Below are 17,398 nucleotides of genomic sequence, written 5' to 3'. Positions count from 1 at the left end.
TAATGGGTAATTTCCTAACAAATCAACAGATCGCTTCCCTTGTGGAAGCGATTCAGTCTGCGGAAGATCATTCTACGGGAGAGATCAGAGTGCATATTGATTCCAATACGGAAAACCGGGATGCCAAGACTGCATTTGAAGTTTTCAAAAAACTGGCTATGGATAAAACAGCAGACAGAAATGCGGTACTCTTCCATGTCAATTTTGAACAGAAATATCTTACCATCATTGGAGATACCGGCATTCATGAAAAAGTAAAACAATCTTACTGGGATCATCTTCACGATTATATCACCGCTGAATTTGCCAAAGGAAATTATTATCAGGCCCTGAAAAGTGCCATCCTGGAAACAGGACTTGAACTCAAAAAACATTTTCCTGTAAAAGGAGAAAACCCAAACCAACTTCCAAATGAAATTACGTTCTCTTAAAATAGTATTTTCATTTTTACTACTCTGCTTTTACACTTTTGTATCAGCACAATATACCATTCCTGAAAAACCCGCGGTGCTGTATCCTGTTTTTGATGAAGCCGGATTGCTTTCCCAGCAGGAAAAAGATGCCCTTAATCATAAACTGATCAAGTTTGCAGATTCTACCTCAACGGAAATTGAAGTAGTCATCATCCGCTCTACCAAAGGAGAAGATGTAAATTTTCTGGCCACCATGTTTGGTGAAAAATGGAAAATCGGAAAAAAGGGAGTAGATAATGGAGTGGTCTTTCTTATTGCCACAGAAGACAGAACCATGTCTATCCAGCAGGGGCGTGCCGTAGAGCAATACCTTACCGCTTCTGTAGCTGGACAGATCTTAGATTACATCGTCACCCCAAATTTCAAGAAAGGACTTTGGTATGAAGGGATCAATGGTGGAACCTCAGCGATTATGGAGGCTGTTGAGGGAAAATTCAAACCTGTAGCCTCAACAGCTCCTTCCGGCAATGGAAGTGCATTTAAAGTTCTTATTATTGCTTTTATTATTTTCATCATCATTGCTATCCTTTTTGGAAACAGAGGTGGCGGACGTGGCGGAAATAATGACGACGATGATGATGTGATTATCACCAGAAGAGGACGCAGAAATTATCCCGGTGGTTTCTTCCCGTTCCCTGGCAGCTTCGGAGGAGGCGGCTTTGGCGGAGGAAGTTCTGGTGGCGGAGGCGGAGGCTTTGGAGGCTTCGGTGGCGGTGGAAGCTTTGGAGGAGGCGGTGCATCCGGAGGATGGTAATCAAGCAATATTCAAAAATGATATAGAATCAGATCATCACGATCTGATTTTTTTTATCTAAAAACCAAAATAATACTGATTTATTAACTTTTATTAATGTTAAATTGACATTTAGCTATTAAAAAGTTAATAAAACATCATAAAAACCACCTTTTATTCAATATTTTTTCACTATATTTACGGAAAACAGGATTATGAAGAAGACGCTGGTAGTATTTGCACACCCTTATCTGGAGCACTCCAATTCGAATGTAGAGCTCATCAATTTCTACGTTCGCCACCAGCATTATACCCTGAGAGATCTTTACGAAGAATATCCTGACTTTCATATTGCAGCTTTCCGGGAAAGAAAACGCCTTAAAAACTATGAGCGTTTTATCTTTCAGTTTCCCCTGATATGGTTCGGAATGCCTCCTCTTCTCAGATTATGGATTGATGAAGTTTTCGACAGAGACTGGCTGAAAGAAGGTGAACATAATCCACTTGAAGGAAAAGAAGTCTATATTCTGGTAACCACAGGCGGAAAAGAAAGGTCTTTCAGCAAAACCGGAACTTATCAATATACCATAGATGAACTCATCAGCGGGCTTATTGTTTCATTAAAAGTTTTTAAAGCAGATATCAAACATATCAAAATCGTATACGAAGCCAACAAGCTCTCTAAAAAAGAAATTATTTTACATAAAAAAGAATTTACAGAACTACTCAATCAATAGCATATGGAATCCAGCTTAGCGATGAACACATTAATTTTCCTCGGTGTAGCCATTATCATGGTTCCATTGGCCAGGAAATTAGGGCTGAGTTCTGTCATCGGTTATATTTTAGGAGGAATTATCATAGGTCCTTATGTCCTTAAACTTACAGGAAACAATGTCAATGACATTATGCATGCCAGCGAGTTTGGAGTGATCATGCTTTTGTTTTTGGTAGGTCTGGAACTGGAGCCCCGGAAGTTCTGGGAAATGCGAAAGAAAATAATGGGTCTTGGACTATCTCAGATGGCTCTTACCATTCTTCTGCTTTTTCTTGTATTCACAAGCGTAGGCTGGAGAGTAGACAAAGCGATTGCTATTGCCATGTGCTTTGCCCTATCTTCTACAGCTATTGTTCTGCAGACTTTACAGGAAAAAAACAACCTCAAGACTACCGCCGGAGAAGCTTCATTTTCTACTCTGCTGTTTCAGGATATTTCGGTAATTCCTATTCTGGCCATATTGCCTATTCTGGCCAATTATAAAGCCAAGCATCATGACAATGAAATTCAGATTCTGATTCAAAAACTACCCGAATGGCTTCAGGCCGGAACCGTAATTTTCGGGGTAGCATTATTGATTTTACTCGGCAGATATGTATTTGTTCCTTTTCTGCGCTATGTTTCAAAATCGGGAATGTCAGAGCTACTGACCGCGTCTTCGTTATTTCTGGTTATTGGAGTTTCGGAGCTGATGGTGGTGATCGGCCTTTCACCTGCTTTAGGTGCTTTCCTGGCAGGAGTAATGCTTGCCAACAGTGAATTCCGTCATGAGCTGGAAGCACAGATCGATCCTTTCAAAGGACTGCTTTTAGCTGTTTTCTTCGTGAGTGTAGGATCAACCATTAATTTTAATATCATTCAGAAAGATCCCTTATTTATCTTCAGTACTGTTTTTGCGGTACTGGGTGTAAAGTTTGTGGTTTTATATACTATTGGAAAATTTTTCAGGATAGATACTCCCCAAAGTCTTTTTTATGCCTTTGCCCTTTCTCAGGTAGGAGAGTTTGCTTTTGTACTGCTGAATTACGCATCAGATCTTTATCTTTTAGGTCCCGAAATGAATGCACAGATGATGGCTGTTACGGCAATTACCATGTGTATCACTCCTATTCTTCTCATCATCAATGACAAATTTATTACTCCGAAATTTATCAAAGAAATTCCTGAAGAGGAACATGACTATAATATTCTTGACAGCAATGTTACTCAAAAGAAAATCATCATTGTAGGTTTCGGGCATTTTGGAAGTACGGTGGGACGTCTTTTAAAAGCCAATAAAATACCAGCTACCGTTCTGGATCGTGATTCTGACCGTGTGAAACTGCTTAGAAGCTATGGTTTTAAAGTGTATTATGGTGACGCAACGAGGATTCCTATTTTAAGAGCGGCAGGAATTGAAGATGCTGAAATTCTGGTTTTATGTCTGGATGATCCTGACGATAACAAGTTCATTGCAGAACTTGTCCGTGAACATTATCCTAACGTCAAAATTTTTGTAAGAGCCAAAAACAGGATTGATGCTTATGATTATCTGAACAATGGCGTCAATCATATTTACCGTGAAACACTGGGAACAGCCGTGGATATGGCTGTAGATGTACTTCATGAAACGGGAATGAGAAAATATGCTGCAAGACGTCTTGGCCAAAGGTTTATGGCCATTGATAAAGCATCAGTCAGAAAGCTGGCAAAAATGAAGGAAAATGATGAAGATATTACTCTGTTTACCACAAAAGAAATCCTCCAGCGTGAGGAGGATTTATTGGCTTATGATAATCTTAATTTCGATAATAAAAACTGGGAAGGATCCTCATCAGCTGATGAAGAAGATGAGGAAGAGTCTCCAGATTAATTTACTGGATGTTTACGCTTCCACCGCTGCTTTCGTCTTTTATCACACTCTTAAGCTCTCCTTTTTTCGAGATATCCACACTTCCACCGGATGAAGCACCTGCTTTCACACTGGAAACAGCACTTATGTGTACACTTGCGCCACTGGAAGCATCTGCTTCTACATCATCAGCAATAACTCCTTTTGCAGAAACGCTGCTCCCTGAAGAAGCACTCACGTCTACCTTTTTTGCTTTACCGGAGAGGTCCAGAGTTGATCCTGATGAAGATTCAATATCAAGGTTTACTGCCCATATTTTACCATCGAAACTACTGCTGCTGCTTATATTGATATCCATGTCATTCGCTTCAAGATCTCCGGAAATACTTCCTGCGCTTGATGCTTCGATGTCTGTTTTTTCCTGAGTAAATTTATCTTTTACAATAATTCTCGCAGCCGAATCCGCAATAAGCTTACTAAAATCTTTTGTATAAATTTTAGCTGTCACTTTGCTGATGTTCATCACTCTGATCCCCGGCTTATAATGAATATGCAGTTTTCCGCCATCATTTTCCACCAGAATTTCATCAATGATACTTTGTGGCGCTGAGATTTCAACTTTCTCAGTTTCAGATTTTATAACTTCTGCTTCAATGGCTTGTGAAACCTGAATTTCGTCAAAATCTCCATTAAATTCCTTATGCTGTATCGGACCGCTTTCTTTGCTCACTACCTTCTCTACCCAATTACTTCGGTCTCCGTCTCTGTCTCTATTTCGGTTCTCATGTTTATCGTTACATGAGGCTAAAGCCACAAAGGCTGAAAAAATAAATAAAGTACTTGTTTTCATGCTTATTCCTTTTGTTAATTTTTTTATTGATTTCTTTATTTAAATAACAACTAATTTATAAAAAATATTACATTACATTTGAAAATACTGTAAATACAACAAAGGGCTTAAAGAAATACATTCGCCGAAATATGTTCTATGATACAAGTTTTTAATATCTTTATGCTTTAATAACAACTATATTTATGAAGAATATTTCATCGGTATTATTAATTTCTGCCTTGGCGTTCAATCAATCTTGTACTACAATGAAACAGACCGATATTCAACAGGAGCTTCCTGCACCTGATCCCTCTTTATCTTCAAATCCTTTTATGAAGAAGAGCAAGCTTCAATACGAAGCACCGGAGTTTGACAAAATCAAAAACGAACACTTCAAACCTGCTTTTAACTACGGTTTAAAGCAACATGAAGCTGAAATTATAAAAATTGCCAACAATCCGGCTGCCCCTACTTTTGAAAATACCATCGTTGCCTTGGAAAAAAGTGGTGAAGTGCTGAGAAGAGCACAAATTGTATTTTCAAATCTTACCAGTGCTAATACGAATCCTACATTACAGGCTTTAGATGAAGAATATGCTCCTATTTTTGCAGCACATTCTGACAAACTGTACCTGAATGAAAATCTTTATAAAAGAATACAATCCATCAAAGAAGATGGTCTGGATTCTGAAAGTAAAAGACTGGTACAATATTATAAGCAGAATTTTGAAATTGCAGGTGCTAACCTTTCTGCTGCTGATAAAGAAAAACTAAAGCAGCTCAATCAGGAGCTGGCTTCTCTTTCTACCCAATATGCCAACAAATTATTGGAAGCTAGAAAACAAGGAGGTGTATTTTTCTCCGATGCGAAAGAACTGGACGGACTTTCTGCCGATGAAATTGCAGCTGCAGCCTCTGATGCTAAAACGGCAGGACAACCTGGAAAATATCTTCTGGCGTTACAAAACACTACACAACAACCTCTTCTTCAAAATTTAAAAAACAGAACGACCAGAGAAAAGCTATTTAAAGCTTCTTGGACCAGAGCTGAGAAAGGAGATGCCAACGATACGAGATCAACCATCGAACAGCTTGCTAAATTAAGATTAAAGAAAGCACAGATTTTAGGTAAGAAAAACTTTGCTGAATGGAAGCTTCAGGATCAGATGGCAAAAACCCCTGAAGCAGCTACTAAGCTGATGAACCAGATTGCTACTCCGGCAGTGGAAACAGCAAGACGTGAAGCAAAAGATATCCAGGATCTTATTGATCAGCAAAAAGGAGGCTTTAAAGTAGAACCCTGGGACTGGAATTTCTATGCTGAACAGGTAAGAAAAGCCAAATTTGACCTTGATGAAAGTGAAATTAAACCTTATTTTGAGATTACAACAGTTCTTGAAAAAGGGGTTTTCTTTGCTGCTGAGAAATTCTACGGACTGACTTTCAAAAAGAGAACAGATCTTCCGGTTTATCACCCGGATGTAGTAACGTATGAAGTCTTCGATCATGATGGAAAATCTATCGCCATTTACTATCTGGATTTTTATACAAGAGATTCTAAAAACGGTGGAGCTTGGATGAGTAATTTTGTGGAGCAGTCTTATTTATTAGGAACAAAACCTGTCATTGTTAATTGCTATAATTATCAGAAACCAGCTCCGGGAAAACCTTCATTAATCAGTTATGATGATGTTTCTACTATCTTCCATGAATTTGGTCACTCTATTCACGGAATGTTTGCCAGCCAGAAATATCCTTCACTTTCAGGAACGAATGTACCGAGAGACTTCGTAGAATTCCCATCTCAGATCAATGAGCACTGGGCTTTAGATCCTGTTGTTCTGAAGAATTATGCAGTACATTATGAAACAAAACAACCTATTCCACAGGCTTTGGTAGATAAGATCAAAAAGGCATCTACTTTCAACCAGGGGTATATGACTACTGAGTTGGTTTCTGCTGCTGAACTCGATATGGATTGGCATACGGTAAGCAATGAAAATCAGTTTATTCCTGTTTTAGACTTTGAAAAGCAGTCTTTAGCCAGCCATGGATTCAATTTGGCAACCGTTCCGCCGAGATATCACACTCCTTATTTTGCCCACATCTGGGGAGGCGGATATTCTGCAGGATACTATGCTTATTTATGGTCTGAAACATTGGACAATGATGCATGGGAGTGGATCAGTAAGAATGGTGGTTTAACCAGAGAAAATGGTGACCGTTTCAGAAAATATATTCTTTCCGTAGGAAATTCTGTAGATCTGAATCAGGCATTCAGAGATTTCACAGGACACGATCCGGATATCAAACCTTTATTGAGAAACAGAGGGTTTATTAAATAAATCAATGGAAGCATTCTTTAATCAGAGTGCTTCTTTTTTATACCTATTTGTGACCAATAGAATTTTCTATGTTTCGGCTGAAACCGGTGGATTTTTTTGTTTATTTTGAGAGAGCTAAAGTCCATTCCTATTGAATTTCATTATTTTTACAGTTCAAAATTTAAAATACAATATATGGACTGTCCATGCTGTTCAGGAAAATCATACGAAGAATGCTGCAAGCCTTATCATACCGGAGAAAAACATGCTCCTACGGCTGAAGCTCTGATGCGCTCAAGATTTTCTGCTTTTGCCATTCCGAATGGTGAATACCTTATGGAAACTACTCTTCCGGGAAAAAGAAAATACCACAATAAAAAAGATCTGCAGGAATGGGGAGAGATCAACCAATGGACGAAATTGGAAATCATCAGAACTCCCGCTTTAAATCATGTAGAATTTAAGGCTTATTATACCGATCAGGACGGCCATCCGCAAGTTCATCATGAGTTTTCTGTTTTTCAGAAGATGCACGAACGTTGGTATTATGTTTCCGGGGAATTTTTGGATTAGAGAACGAATTGAGAAAATATAATGTAGTGATGCTTTGCGTATAGAACCACCCCGTTAAAAATTCTTTGAATTTTCGCCGCCCCTCCGGTGGAGTGTAATGCTAAGCAACCAATAACTATTATAATCTTATCAATAAAAATGAGCCACAGGATTATCTGTGGCTCATTTTCTTATCTAAACATGTCCGAAAATCGGGCATTTATATTTTTAGTGAGCTTCGTTTCCGTCAATTCCGTGAGCATGACCATGCGCCAGCTCTTCTTCAGTTGCCGGACGAGTGCTTAAAACTTCCACGTCGAAATCTAATACTTTTCCAGCCATCGGGTGGTTAAGGTCTGCTACCACAACTTCCGGAGTAATTTCTACTACAAAAGCCTGGAAGTTATTCCCCTGATTGTCTGATAAAGGAAGAATAGCTCCTACAGGCGGAAGTCCTGATTCTTTAAACATTTCCACTGGTAACTGTGCAATAGCATCCGGCTGTCTTTCACCGTAAGCTTCTTCAGGCTGAATCACAAAAGCCGCTTTGTCGCCAGCTTTTAAACCTAAGATATTCTGTTCAAATTTTGGAATCATCATTCCCACACCATACAAAAATGTAAGTGGATTTTCTGTTGTTGTTTCTTCTACAAGAATCTTACTTCCATCTGGTTCGATCGTGTGAAGTATATACTTTACAGCTACAACGTGATTGTTTTCGATTGTCATATTTTTTCTTTTTTTCGTGATTTTGCCTCACGATTAATCATACAAATATACTCTTTTTGAAATGATTCAATGAGCTTAAAAGATAGGAGACGGATGATGAAGCTATGAAATGCATAAGGAAATATAATTTTCCTTTTTACTTTACATTACTTACATAATAACTCCCCGGCTTTATTTTTTTCTGTTCTCCTCCCTCTTTTTCTGTCTCAGGACAAAAAGATACAGGCTCTCTACTTTTGTTCTGGCCCACGGTGTTTTCCGCAGAAATTTAAGGGAAGAACTTATGCTTGGGTTATCTGTAAAACATTTAATATTGATCTGCTCGCCCAGCCTTTCAAAACCTTGATAATATTCTACCAGTTCTTCCAGGATAGCATCAAGTCTTTTTCCGTGTAGAGGATCTTTGGACTGTTCCATCTTTTTTTTACAAAATTAATTGATTATAAGTTTATATGGAAATCCACACCACTCTTCCTTTTTTGTTTCTTATTTTTGAAGAAGTTATTCCTTACCAATAAAAATTATCCGTTACAAAACATGAGCAAAAACAACGAAGCGAACAGGAAGAAAAATAAAAAGAAAATTGATCAGAAAAAACGTAAAATACAAAATGCAGAAGCTGAAAGAAAAGCAAGGTTAAAACAAATCCGGGAAGATTTTAAAGCAAGAGAAGCTGACAATAAGCCATAATTATCTTGATCCGAAGTAAGGAAACCTTAATTTTTTAAATGAAGTATTCTCTATCTTTACATTGTAATAGCTGCAAAATAATTCTTTGCGAAACAACTTGAAAATTACGCTGCATATAGTCTTTTTAATTCTCAAATTTAAATTATGAAAATCCTCCACACTGCCGACTGGCATTTGGGTAAGCGCCTCGACCGTTTTTCAAGACTTGAAGAACAGGTTTTGGTTATGAATGAAATTGTTCAGATTGCTGATGAACAAAACGTTGATATGGTTTTAATTGCTGGTGATCTTTTCGATAATTTCAATCCAGGTGTAGAGGCTGCTGAACTTTTTTATAAAACATTAAAACGTTTATCCCTGAACGGAAAACGTCCTGTGATTGTTATTTCCGGTAATCATGATTCTCCCAGCTTAATCAATGCTCCCGATCCTCTGGCAAGAGAGTGCGGAATTATTCTCATTGGCCATCCCAAAGCAGAAATTTTGCCTTTCGGTACGGAACATTTTAGCATTATCAACTCGAAAGAAGGTTTTATAGAGCTGAAAATTGATAGCATACCGTTTCCGATAAGAATTCTTCATACTCCTTTTGCGAATGAGGTTCGTTTAAAGGAATATTTTGGTGAAAATAAAGAAGAAGAAATCAACAGAGTACTTGCACAGGAATGGAAAAATCTTGCAGATCAGTTCTGCGATGATACCGGAGTGAATCTTCTGACTGCTCATTTATACATGAATAAAAGAGGGGCAGAAATTCTGGAAGAACCGGAAGGAGAAAAGCCGATTAAGATAGGAAACGCAGATTTGATTTTTTCGGACAGTATTCCCGAGCAGATTCAATATACGGCATTAGGCCACCTTCATGGTTTTCAGAATATCGGAACGAAGGAAAAACCTGTGATTTATTCATCCTCTCCTCTGTGCTACAGTTTCAGTGAAGCCGGACAGACGAAGTTTGTTTCCATCATTGACGCAGAGCCGGGAAAAATAGTTTCCTATGAAAAGAAAATCTTGAAAAGCGGCAGAGCTTTAGTCCGAAAAACATTTAGTTCCATCGAAGATACTGTTCAATGGCTAAGTGAAAATCCCAATACATTTATTGAGCTTACGCTGGAAAGCGAGAGTTTTTTAACAGCTGATGAAAGAAGATTAATTTATCAGTCCCATAACGGAATTGTTCACCTTATTCCAAAAGTCAGAAATCTGGAATTGGGAGAAAGTCAAACCCATGAAATCAATTTGAGTCAGGATATTGATATTTTATTCAAAGATTATTTTAAATCTAAAAACGGCGGGCAGGAAGCCAATGAAGAACTGATGAATTTGTTTAACGAAATTTTAAATGCATAAGCCATGATCCCTGTTCAATTAACTATCGAAGGACTTTACTCGTATCAGGAACGCCAGACCATTGATTTCAGAAATCTTACTGAGGCGGGGCTGTTTGGGATTTTCGGGGCTGTGGGTTCAGGAAAATCATCCGTTCTTGAGGCTATTTCGTTTGCTTTATACGGTGAAACGGAACGTCTGAATATGCGCGATAAAAGGGCTTATAATATGATGAATTTAAAATCAAACAGTTCTTATATAGAATTTGATTTTGTAAATTATGAGAATAAATTGTTCCGTGCCACCCGTGATTTTAAACGAAATTCCAAAAAATTTGAAGAAGTAAAACCTAATGCTGTTACTTTTTATGAGAACATCAATGGAAAATGGATTCCTTTAAATCATTCCAATGCGGAAGCTATTATCGGATTAAGCTATTCCAACTTCAAAAGAACCATCATTATTCCACAGGGACAGTTCAAAGAATTCCTTGAATTGGGCGCTGCAGAAAGAACGAACATGATGAAGGAAATTTTTAATCTTCAGAAATTTGATCTTCAGAACAATGTTTCAGCACTCAATATAAAAAACAGATCTGAACTGGATCAGCTGGAAGGGCAATTAAAAGGGTTTGAAGAAATAAATGAGGAGAAAATCAAGATTCAGAAAGAGGAACTTGTAGAGGAACAGAAAAAACTCTCGGAATCCAATGAAAAACTGGAAAAGGCTTCCCAGGCATATCAGCAGCTTAAAAACCTTAAAAGTGACTTTGACAGTTTACAACAGAATAAAGAAAAATTCAATAAACTCTCAGAAGAAAAACCCCAGATGGATGCTCTGGAAGCACAAGCAGAATTATACGACCGTATTTTCAGGCTTTTCAATCCGTTGATTATTGAAAAAAATAAGCTTTCAAAAGAGATTTCGGACAAGCGAAATGAGAAAGAACAGCAGATCAAAAGCCAGCAGGAAACAGAAAAGGCTTTTATTATCATCAAAGAACAACTTTCTGCTCTTGAACCACAATTTAAAGCTTTGGAGCAATCCAGAATTCAGGAAAATGATTTGAATCTTATCATTCAGATTCTTACGTTTTCTGAGGAAATCAAAGTTCTTAATGAAAGAACTCAAAAAGGCTCTGAAAAAGTAAAAGAAGTAGATCTTAATAAAGAGAAAATTCAAAAGACCATTGATGAGCTTTCCGCACAGATTAAAACTTTAAAAGAACAGAAACTGGATTCTTCCCTGCTTTCTGAAGTGGGCAGCTGGTTTATTCAGCAAAAGAATTTTAAAAAATCGCTTCAGGAACAAGCTGAAAAGATCGGGAAACATCAAAAGCAGATTGGAGAAATTAAAGAAGAATTAAAGCCTTTTGCTTATACCGAAAATTATAAAGAAGATTTCACAATCAAAAAAGAAACCTTAGAGACTCAAAAAAAGGAACTTTCCCAGAAACTGGATCATCTCAAAATACAAAAAGAGCTTTCCCGTTTTGCCAGTGAGCTTCATGACGGAGAAAATTGCCCGCTCTGTGGTTCTAAAGAGCATCCGCATATTGTGGAATTTCATGATGTGAATGCTGAGCTGAAGGAAATTCAGGAGAAAATAACTTCCGTGGAACAGGAAACTATTGGTCTTCAAAAACAGGAATCAGAAATTGACAAAATTCTGGCCCGTAAAAAAATCTTTGAGGAACAGCTTTTTTTGGAACAGAAAATTGTGATTCAGATTCAGAAAGATCTTGAAAATCATATTCTGAATTTTACATGGAAAGCATTCTCTCCTGATCAGGAGGAAGAATTTGAGAAAAAACGTTCAGATTCATTCACTTTAGAAAAAAAGATTGAGGAAACAGAACGGAATATTACTTTGGAGAGAGAAACTCTTGACAGAGAAATCAAAACCCTGGAAAAGTATAAGACTGCTCTGGAATCTTTCCGTATGGAGGAAGTTTCGAAACAGGAACAGATCAATATCAGCCGTTCCGGTCTTAAAATTCTCGAATGGGATCTGTATGCTCAAAAGGAAATAAAAGAAATTGAAGAATCGTATCAGAAGCTTGCTTATTCTAATAAAGAGATTGAAGAAAATTACCTGAAAACTGTAGAACAGGAAAAAATTCTTTCTCCAAAACTTGCAGAACAAAAAGCAATCGTCAGCCAATTCGAAAAACAAATTACAGAACTTGAGAAGGAGATTTCCGGAAATGAGGAAGCAATTATCAAAGCGTTGGCAGAGCAGAATTTCACAGCATTCAAAGAAGTTGAGAATATTTTACTTCAGGAAATTGATGTTCAGCTGGTGAGGACTAAAGTTCAGCTTTTCAAAGTTGAATTTGAAGCTTTGAAGAAATTCATCGGAGAGCTTGAATTAAAGCTGAAGGGACTTTCATTCGATAATGAACAGTTTTCTCTGACTGAAAAGCAATTTAATGAAGCGCAAACCGAACAAAAACAGATCAATGATTCTGTAGTTACAAAAACCGCTGAAATAGACCGTCTGGAAAAGGAATTTGTGAAAAAGGAGGAACTTCTGAAAGAACTGGCAAAGCTTCAGAAACGTTCGGAAAATCTGAAGATCATGATGAATTTGTTTAAAGGAGCAGGCTTTGTACAATATGTTTCGTCTATTTATCTGAGACAGCTTTGCGATCATGCCAATGTACGTTTTCACCGGATGACGAGAAACCAGCTGAGTCTTCAGCTAAATGAAAATAACGATTTTGAAATCATCGATTACCTCAACGAAGGAAAAAGCAGAAGTGTAAAAACGCTTTCTGGAGGACAGGCCTTTCAAGTATCATTGAGTCTTGCTCTGGCACTGGCAGAAAGTGTTCAGGCCAATGCACAGGCAGATAAGAATTTCTTCTTTATTGATGAAGGTTTCGGAACTCAGGATACAGAATCAGTGAATATTGTTTTTGAAACGCTCACCAATCTGATGAAAGAAAACAGGATTGTAGGAATTATTTCGCACGTTGAAGAGCTGAAAGAGAAAATTCCAACGGCGCTCAACATTATTAAAGATGAAGAAAGAGGAAGTATCATTGAAATTATTTAGTTCAATATATTGTAAATAACAAAAGCCACAAAAGAACAAATCTTTTGTGGCTTTTGCACCTCAAAAACTTCCCTGTTACAGTCCTTTTATAACAGGTTTCACTTCATTTCCAAACAATTCTATAGACTTCATCATCACATCATGAGCAGGATCTCCCACATCCATGTGCCCGATAAACCTTGTAATTCCGAAAATCTCTTTCATATAAGCAATCTTATCTGCTACTTCTGCCGGACTGCCGATGAATAACGCACCGTCTTTGCTTCTTCCTCCATCATACTGTGCTTTTGTGTAAGGTGCCCATCCTCTGGAAGCTCCAATCCTATCCATCTGAGATTTATAATTATGGAAATACCCATCCACCACTTTTTGGTCATCACTCACAAAAGTATGGGAGTGGATTGCGATCTGCATTTTCGAAACATCATGTCCTGCTTTTTGGTACTCCTGTTTATAGAATTCGATCAGATTTCTAAACTGGATCGGCATTCCTCCAATGATGGCTACAACTAAAGGCATTCCAAGCCGGGCTGCACTTAAAACAGACTGCGGAGTTCCTCCAACGGCTCTCCAGATGGAAAGTTTTCCGTCATTTTTTGCTCTTGGGTATACCGTCTGATTCTGCATCGGAGCACGAAGTTTTCCTGACCAGCTAACGTTTTCCTCAGAATTGATTTTTAATAATAATTCTAATTTTTCGTCAAATAACTGTTCATAATCATTCAGTGAATAGCCATACAAAGGAAATGATTCGATGAAACTTCCACGTCCGACAAAGATCTCTGCTCTTCCGTCTGAAATTAAATCCAGTGTTGAAAAATCTTCATATACTTTTACCGGCTCTGAAGAACTTAAAACAGTTACTCCACTCGCCAGTTTTATATTTTTTGTAATGCTTGCTGCTGCAGCCAAAACAATCTCCGGGGAGGAAACAGCATAATCCGGACGGTGATGTTCTCCCATCGCGAAAACATCAATTCCCACCTCATCCATGAATTTTACCTGACCCAATATCTCACGGATCTTAATTCCTGCATCTCTATATTTTCCGGTAGACTGGTCTAAAGCCAAATCTCCGAACATTCCTATTCCTAATTCCATATTGTTGATTTTAGTAACACAAAGTTACCATTATGGAAAATCAAAAACATTGATGTTTGTTAAGATCCATCCATGAGATTCTATAAAGTGAGGTATAAGAAACTCTGGACAACAATATAATTAATCAACAAAATATAATGTTTTTAAAAAAATAATTTCATCTTTTTTAAAACATTTAAAATTAATTCACATAAATCAATTTTAACAATTTAAATTATTCATTACCAAGTATTTAGTGATAAAATCTATGAGATTTATTTGTATATTTGTCATGTAATTAAAAATTCAAATAATGAAAAAGTACATTGTAATGGTATGCCTTTCTTTAGCAGGCATATTTAAAGCTCAAACAGCAAAAGAATTAGTAGGAAAATGGCAACTTGTAGAAACTGTTATTAATGACCAGCCACAAGACATAAAATCTATTTTTGGCAGTGACAAGGTATTTCAAACCTTCAGCCAAGATTTCGGTTTTGAAGCTACAATTGGAAAAAGTACCAACAAAGGTAAATGGGAATTAGCGAAGGACGATAATGAACAGATTCTTAACATAACCGTTGGAAAAAATACAACTCGTTTTAAAGTTGATTATTTTGATAAAACTAAAAGAACAATCTCATTTGTTAACAACGGAGCCAACATGTCTCTGACATATAAGAAAATCTAAGAAAAATTAATAACAAAAGAGGCCGTCTCACAACTCGTGAGAACGGCCTTTTTTATGGAATTTTATATACCTTAACATGAAAGGTTTTCATATATACGATTCTCAACCACATCATTTAATTGAGGTACATCTTCTTTTTTTTATTTTTTAAGGTTTTGATCAAAATAATCTGTGATCTTCTGCATCAGGTGAACTCTGTCTTTCCCGATCACATTATGCGGATGTCCTGGATAGGTAAAGTAATCCAGTTGAACTCCGTTATCAACAGCAGATTTGATGAATTTAATAGAATGCTGCCATACGACTACATCATCCTGAGCGCCATGGATCATCAGTAATTTTCCTTTCAGGTTCTGCACTTTATCAAGAAGATTAGCTGTTGCATAACCTTGTGGATTTTCCTGCGGAGTATCCATATATCTTTCTCCGTACATGATCTCGTACATGCTCCAGTCGATTACAGGTCCTCCTGCTACACCCACTTTGAATACATCCGGCTTACGAAGCATGAAACTTGTCGTCATAAATCCTCCGAAGCTCCATCCATGAATTCCCATTTTATCTCCATCTACATAAGGAAGAGATTTTAAGTAGTCTACTCCTTTCATCTGATCGTTCATTTCTGTAGTTCCCAGGTTTCTGAATACAGCCTGCTCAAACTTCATTCCACGGTTAGAAGAACCTCTTCCGTCCATTGTGAAGATGATGTATCCGTTCTGAGCCATATATTCATACCAAAGATTTCCTGAAGCCGGGAAGCTGTTGGTGATCAGCTGTAAGTGTGGTCCGTTATACAGATAAACAATGGTTGGATATTTTTTGTTCGGATCAAAGTTGGTTGGAAGGATAATCTTTCCATACAAAGGAGTTCCGTCATCTGCTTTTAAAGTTACGTTTTTAATTTCCGGTCTCTGATAATTTTTTAATGGATTTTCAGAAGTAAGGATATTCGTAGTTTTTAAATTAGCTGTATTGATAATGTTGGCAACTCTCGGTGAATTCGCATTGCTGTAAGCATCATACAGATAATTCCCATCGCCGCTCAAAGTTCCGATGTGCATTCCTTCTGCATTATCAAGCTTTTGCATTTTGAAGTTGGTCCAGTTGATTCTGTATAAATGTCTTTCCAAAGGAGTCTCTTTTGTTGATGTAAAGTAGATCTCCTTTTTCTTTTCATTGAATCCTAAAATATCAGTTACCAGCCAATCTCCTTTTGTAATCTGAGCTACCAGTCCTTTTTCAAGACTATAATGGAACAAATGATTATATCCTGTTCTCTGGCTCTGCCAGATAAAGTCTGTATTAGAGTTCGGGAAGAAAGTAAGTGGATGCTGTGGCTCAACGTATTTACTATCTGTTTCTTCAAATAAAGTTTTCACCAATTCTCCTGTCGCAGCATCATATTGATTCATTTTCATATGATTCTGACCTCTGTTCAGAACCCCTACAAAGATGTATTTTGAATCAGGACTCCAGGTAACAGCTGTCAGATATTGGTCTTTTTCACCCTCTACTTTTAAGAAAGTAGTAGATTGTGTTTTAATATTGAAAACACCTAATGTTACCTGATGAGAAGTCTGGCCAGCCATTGGGTATTTAATATTATGATTTACAGCCGGAGTTACAGACCAGTCAATGATCGGATAATCTGCTACCATGCTCTGATCCATTTTATAGAAAGCTACACTCTCAGAGTTTGGAGCCGGGAAAATTCCTGTATCAATTCCAAATTCATTTCTGTGAACCGCCTGTCCGCTAATGATATTTTCATTCGTTTCATTGGTTACAGCAATGGTTTTTCCGTTTCTGTTGACAAACAAATTATTCTTTACTGTGAAGGCAAAAGTCTGGTTATCACCAAACATTTTAACGTTGGCGGCATCCTGATCAATAGCAGCTGTGCTTTTTATTTTCCAATCGTTTCCGGATTTTTCAATCCAAGACATTTTGCCCTCTGTCGTAAAATATCCATTGGAATTCCCTGTAAATTTGATAGGGGGAACAGTTTTAAACCTATCATTGGAAAGATTTCTGTTCAGTTGACTCAATGAAATCAGAGTGTCCTGTTTGTTAGTCTTCAAATCTGTAATCAGATAGCCGCCTTTTACGGCCTGAATATAAGATTTTCCATCTGCAGCCCATGAAAACTGGGAGATATTTTTCACAGCAAGGTTTGTTCTCATTCCATTTACAGCCTCCGCCATGGTAAACTTCTGGGTCTGGGCAAATGCTGAACTGCCTAAAACCAGCATCAATAAAGAAAATTTATGTAATTTCATTGTATAAAATTGAATCCTCC

At 37.4% G+C, this 17,398-nt stretch carries 15 protein-coding genes; 10 read left to right on the top strand and 5 right to left on the bottom strand.

The window, feature by feature from the left end; all coding sequences use genetic code 11:
* The first annotated feature begins 2 nt into the window (after positions 1–2).
* From DEU39_RS21635 to DEU39_RS21620, 4 genes are all read left to right on the top strand, one after another.
* Positions 3–431: a TPM domain-containing protein gene (locus DEU39_RS21635; RefSeq protein WP_183037458.1), complete on the top strand. Its 429-nt coding sequence runs from the start codon at positions 3–5 to the stop codon at positions 429–431.
* Positions 412–1,227 carry a TPM domain-containing protein gene (locus DEU39_RS21630; RefSeq protein WP_120233349.1) on the top strand — a complete coding sequence of 272 codons (816 nt, stop codon included), beginning with the start codon at positions 412–414 and terminating at the stop codon, positions 1,225–1,227. The genes DEU39_RS21635 and DEU39_RS21630 overlap by 20 nt, the downstream gene beginning before the upstream one ends.
* 194 nt (positions 1,228–1,421) lie before the next feature.
* Positions 1,422–1,943: an NAD(P)H-dependent oxidoreductase gene (locus DEU39_RS21625; RefSeq protein WP_110011719.1), complete on the top strand. Its 522-nt coding sequence runs from the start codon at positions 1,422–1,424 to the stop codon at positions 1,941–1,943.
* A gap of 3 nt (positions 1,944–1,946) precedes the next feature.
* Positions 1,947–3,836 (top strand): monovalent cation:proton antiporter-2 (CPA2) family protein, encoded by a 1,890-nt coding sequence (locus tag DEU39_RS21620; RefSeq protein ID WP_120233348.1) that lies wholly within the window; start codon positions 1,947–1,949, stop codon positions 3,834–3,836.
* Between the two features lies 1 nt (position 3,837).
* Here DEU39_RS21620 and DEU39_RS21615 read toward each other — a convergent pair whose 3' ends face one another.
* Entirely contained in the window at positions 3,838–4,665 is an 828-nt protein-coding gene (locus DEU39_RS21615; RefSeq protein ID WP_062675621.1) for a GIN domain-containing protein, read from the bottom strand.
* A gap of 185 nt (positions 4,666–4,850) precedes the next feature.
* On the opposite strand from DEU39_RS21615, the gene DEU39_RS21610 reads away from it, so the two are divergent.
* Entirely contained in the window at positions 4,851–6,992 is a 2,142-nt protein-coding gene (locus tag DEU39_RS21610; RefSeq protein WP_062675622.1) for a M3 family metallopeptidase, read from the top strand.
* Between the two features lie 174 nt (positions 6,993–7,166).
* The gene (locus DEU39_RS21605) at positions 7,167–7,544 is read left to right on the top strand and encodes a YchJ family protein (protein ID WP_062675623.1); all 378 of its coding nucleotides are present in this window, start codon (positions 7,167–7,169) and stop codon (positions 7,542–7,544) included.
* Positions 7,545–7,751: 207 nt separating this feature from the next.
* Here the strand turns inward: DEU39_RS21605 and DEU39_RS21600 are convergent, their stop codons facing one another.
* Positions 7,752–8,252 carry a peptidylprolyl isomerase gene (locus tag DEU39_RS21600; protein ID WP_062675624.1) on the bottom strand — a complete coding sequence of 167 codons (501 nt, stop codon included), beginning with the start codon at positions 8,250–8,252 and terminating at the stop codon, positions 7,752–7,754.
* Between the two features lie 171 nt (positions 8,253–8,423).
* Complete coding sequence (locus DEU39_RS21595) at positions 8,424–8,669, bottom strand: VF530 family DNA-binding protein (protein WP_120233347.1); 246 nt, start codon at positions 8,667–8,669, stop codon at positions 8,424–8,426.
* Between the two features lie 120 nt (positions 8,670–8,789).
* On the opposite strand from DEU39_RS21595, the gene DEU39_RS24545 reads away from it, so the two are divergent.
* The 3 genes from DEU39_RS24545 to DEU39_RS21580 all read left to right on the top strand — a co-directional run bounded on the left by DEU39_RS24545 (position 8,790) and on the right by DEU39_RS21580 (position 13,331).
* Positions 8,790–8,942 (top strand): hypothetical protein, encoded by a 153-nt coding sequence (locus DEU39_RS24545; protein ID WP_002983641.1) that lies wholly within the window; start codon positions 8,790–8,792, stop codon positions 8,940–8,942.
* Between the two features lie 144 nt (positions 8,943–9,086).
* Positions 9,087–10,292 (top strand): exonuclease SbcCD subunit D, encoded by a 1,206-nt coding sequence (locus tag DEU39_RS21585; RefSeq protein WP_120233346.1) that lies wholly within the window; start codon positions 9,087–9,089, stop codon positions 10,290–10,292.
* A gap of 3 nt (positions 10,293–10,295) precedes the next feature.
* Positions 10,296–13,331 (top strand): AAA family ATPase, encoded by a 3,036-nt coding sequence (locus DEU39_RS21580; RefSeq protein ID WP_120233345.1) that lies wholly within the window; start codon positions 10,296–10,298, stop codon positions 13,329–13,331.
* Positions 13,332–13,406: 75 nt separating this feature from the next.
* On the opposite strand, the gene DEU39_RS21575 is transcribed toward DEU39_RS21580, so the two are convergent.
* Complete coding sequence (locus DEU39_RS21575) at positions 13,407–14,432, bottom strand: LLM class flavin-dependent oxidoreductase (protein WP_120233344.1); 1,026 nt, start codon at positions 14,430–14,432, stop codon at positions 13,407–13,409.
* 292 nt (positions 14,433–14,724) lie between these two features.
* Here DEU39_RS21575 and DEU39_RS21570 point away from each other — a divergent pair, with 292 nt between their 5' ends.
* Complete coding sequence (locus DEU39_RS21570; RefSeq protein ID WP_120233343.1) at positions 14,725–15,099, top strand: hypothetical protein; 375 nt, start codon at positions 14,725–14,727, stop codon at positions 15,097–15,099.
* Positions 15,100–15,239: 140 nt separating this feature from the next.
* Here DEU39_RS21570 and DEU39_RS21565 read toward each other — a convergent pair whose 3' ends face one another.
* A complete protein-coding gene (locus tag DEU39_RS21565; protein ID WP_120233342.1) occupies positions 15,240–17,378 on the bottom strand; it encodes a S9 family peptidase in 2,139 nt (712 codons plus the stop codon).
* Positions 17,379–17,398: the final 20 nt, after the last annotated feature.

It is taken from the genome of Chryseobacterium sp. AG363, assembly GCF_003610675.1.
Classification (GTDB): domain Bacteria; phylum Bacteroidota; class Bacteroidia; order Flavobacteriales; family Weeksellaceae; genus Chryseobacterium; species Chryseobacterium cucumeris.
The sequence above is the reverse complement of the archived record's forward strand: the minus strand, read 5'-3'. Positions and strand labels throughout refer to the sequence as shown.

What these genes read in the sequence shown, in the direction of transcription:
- DEU39_RS21635 (WP_183037458.1), top strand. Translation starts at nt 3, where the DNA reads ATGGGTAATTTCCTAACAAATCAACAGATCGCTTCCCTTGTGGAAGCG.
- DEU39_RS21630 (WP_120233349.1), top strand. Translation starts at nt 412, where the DNA reads ATGAAATTACGTTCTCTTAAAATAGTATTTTCATTTTTACTACTCTGC.
- DEU39_RS21625 (WP_110011719.1), top strand. Translation starts at nt 1,422, where the DNA reads ATGAAGAAGACGCTGGTAGTATTTGCACACCCTTATCTGGAGCACTCC.
- DEU39_RS21620 (WP_120233348.1), top strand. Translation starts at nt 1,947, where the DNA reads ATGGAATCCAGCTTAGCGATGAACACATTAATTTTCCTCGGTGTAGCC.
- DEU39_RS21615 (WP_062675621.1), bottom strand. Translation starts at nt 4,665, where the DNA reads ATGAAAACAAGTACTTTATTTATTTTTTCAGCCTTTGTGGCTTTAGCC.
- DEU39_RS21610 (WP_062675622.1), top strand. Translation starts at nt 4,851, where the DNA reads ATGAAGAATATTTCATCGGTATTATTAATTTCTGCCTTGGCGTTCAAT.
- DEU39_RS21605 (WP_062675623.1), top strand. Translation starts at nt 7,167, where the DNA reads ATGGACTGTCCATGCTGTTCAGGAAAATCATACGAAGAATGCTGCAAG.
- DEU39_RS21600 (WP_062675624.1), bottom strand. Translation starts at nt 8,252, where the DNA reads ATGACAATCGAAAACAATCACGTTGTAGCTGTAAAGTATATACTTCAC.
- DEU39_RS21595 (WP_120233347.1), bottom strand. Translation starts at nt 8,669, where the DNA reads ATGGAACAGTCCAAAGATCCTCTACACGGAAAAAGACTTGATGCTATC.
- DEU39_RS24545 (WP_002983641.1), top strand. Translation starts at nt 8,790, where the DNA reads ATGAGCAAAAACAACGAAGCGAACAGGAAGAAAAATAAAAAGAAAATT.
- DEU39_RS21585 (WP_120233346.1), top strand. Translation starts at nt 9,087, where the DNA reads ATGAAAATCCTCCACACTGCCGACTGGCATTTGGGTAAGCGCCTCGAC.
- DEU39_RS21580 (WP_120233345.1), top strand. Translation starts at nt 10,296, where the DNA reads ATGATCCCTGTTCAATTAACTATCGAAGGACTTTACTCGTATCAGGAA.
- DEU39_RS21575 (WP_120233344.1), bottom strand. Translation starts at nt 14,432, where the DNA reads ATGGAATTAGGAATAGGAATGTTCGGAGATTTGGCTTTAGACCAGTCT.
- DEU39_RS21570 (WP_120233343.1), top strand. Translation starts at nt 14,725, where the DNA reads ATGAAAAAGTACATTGTAATGGTATGCCTTTCTTTAGCAGGCATATTT.
- DEU39_RS21565 (WP_120233342.1), bottom strand. Translation starts at nt 17,378, where the DNA reads ATGAAATTACATAAATTTTCTTTATTGATGCTGGTTTTAGGCAGTTCA.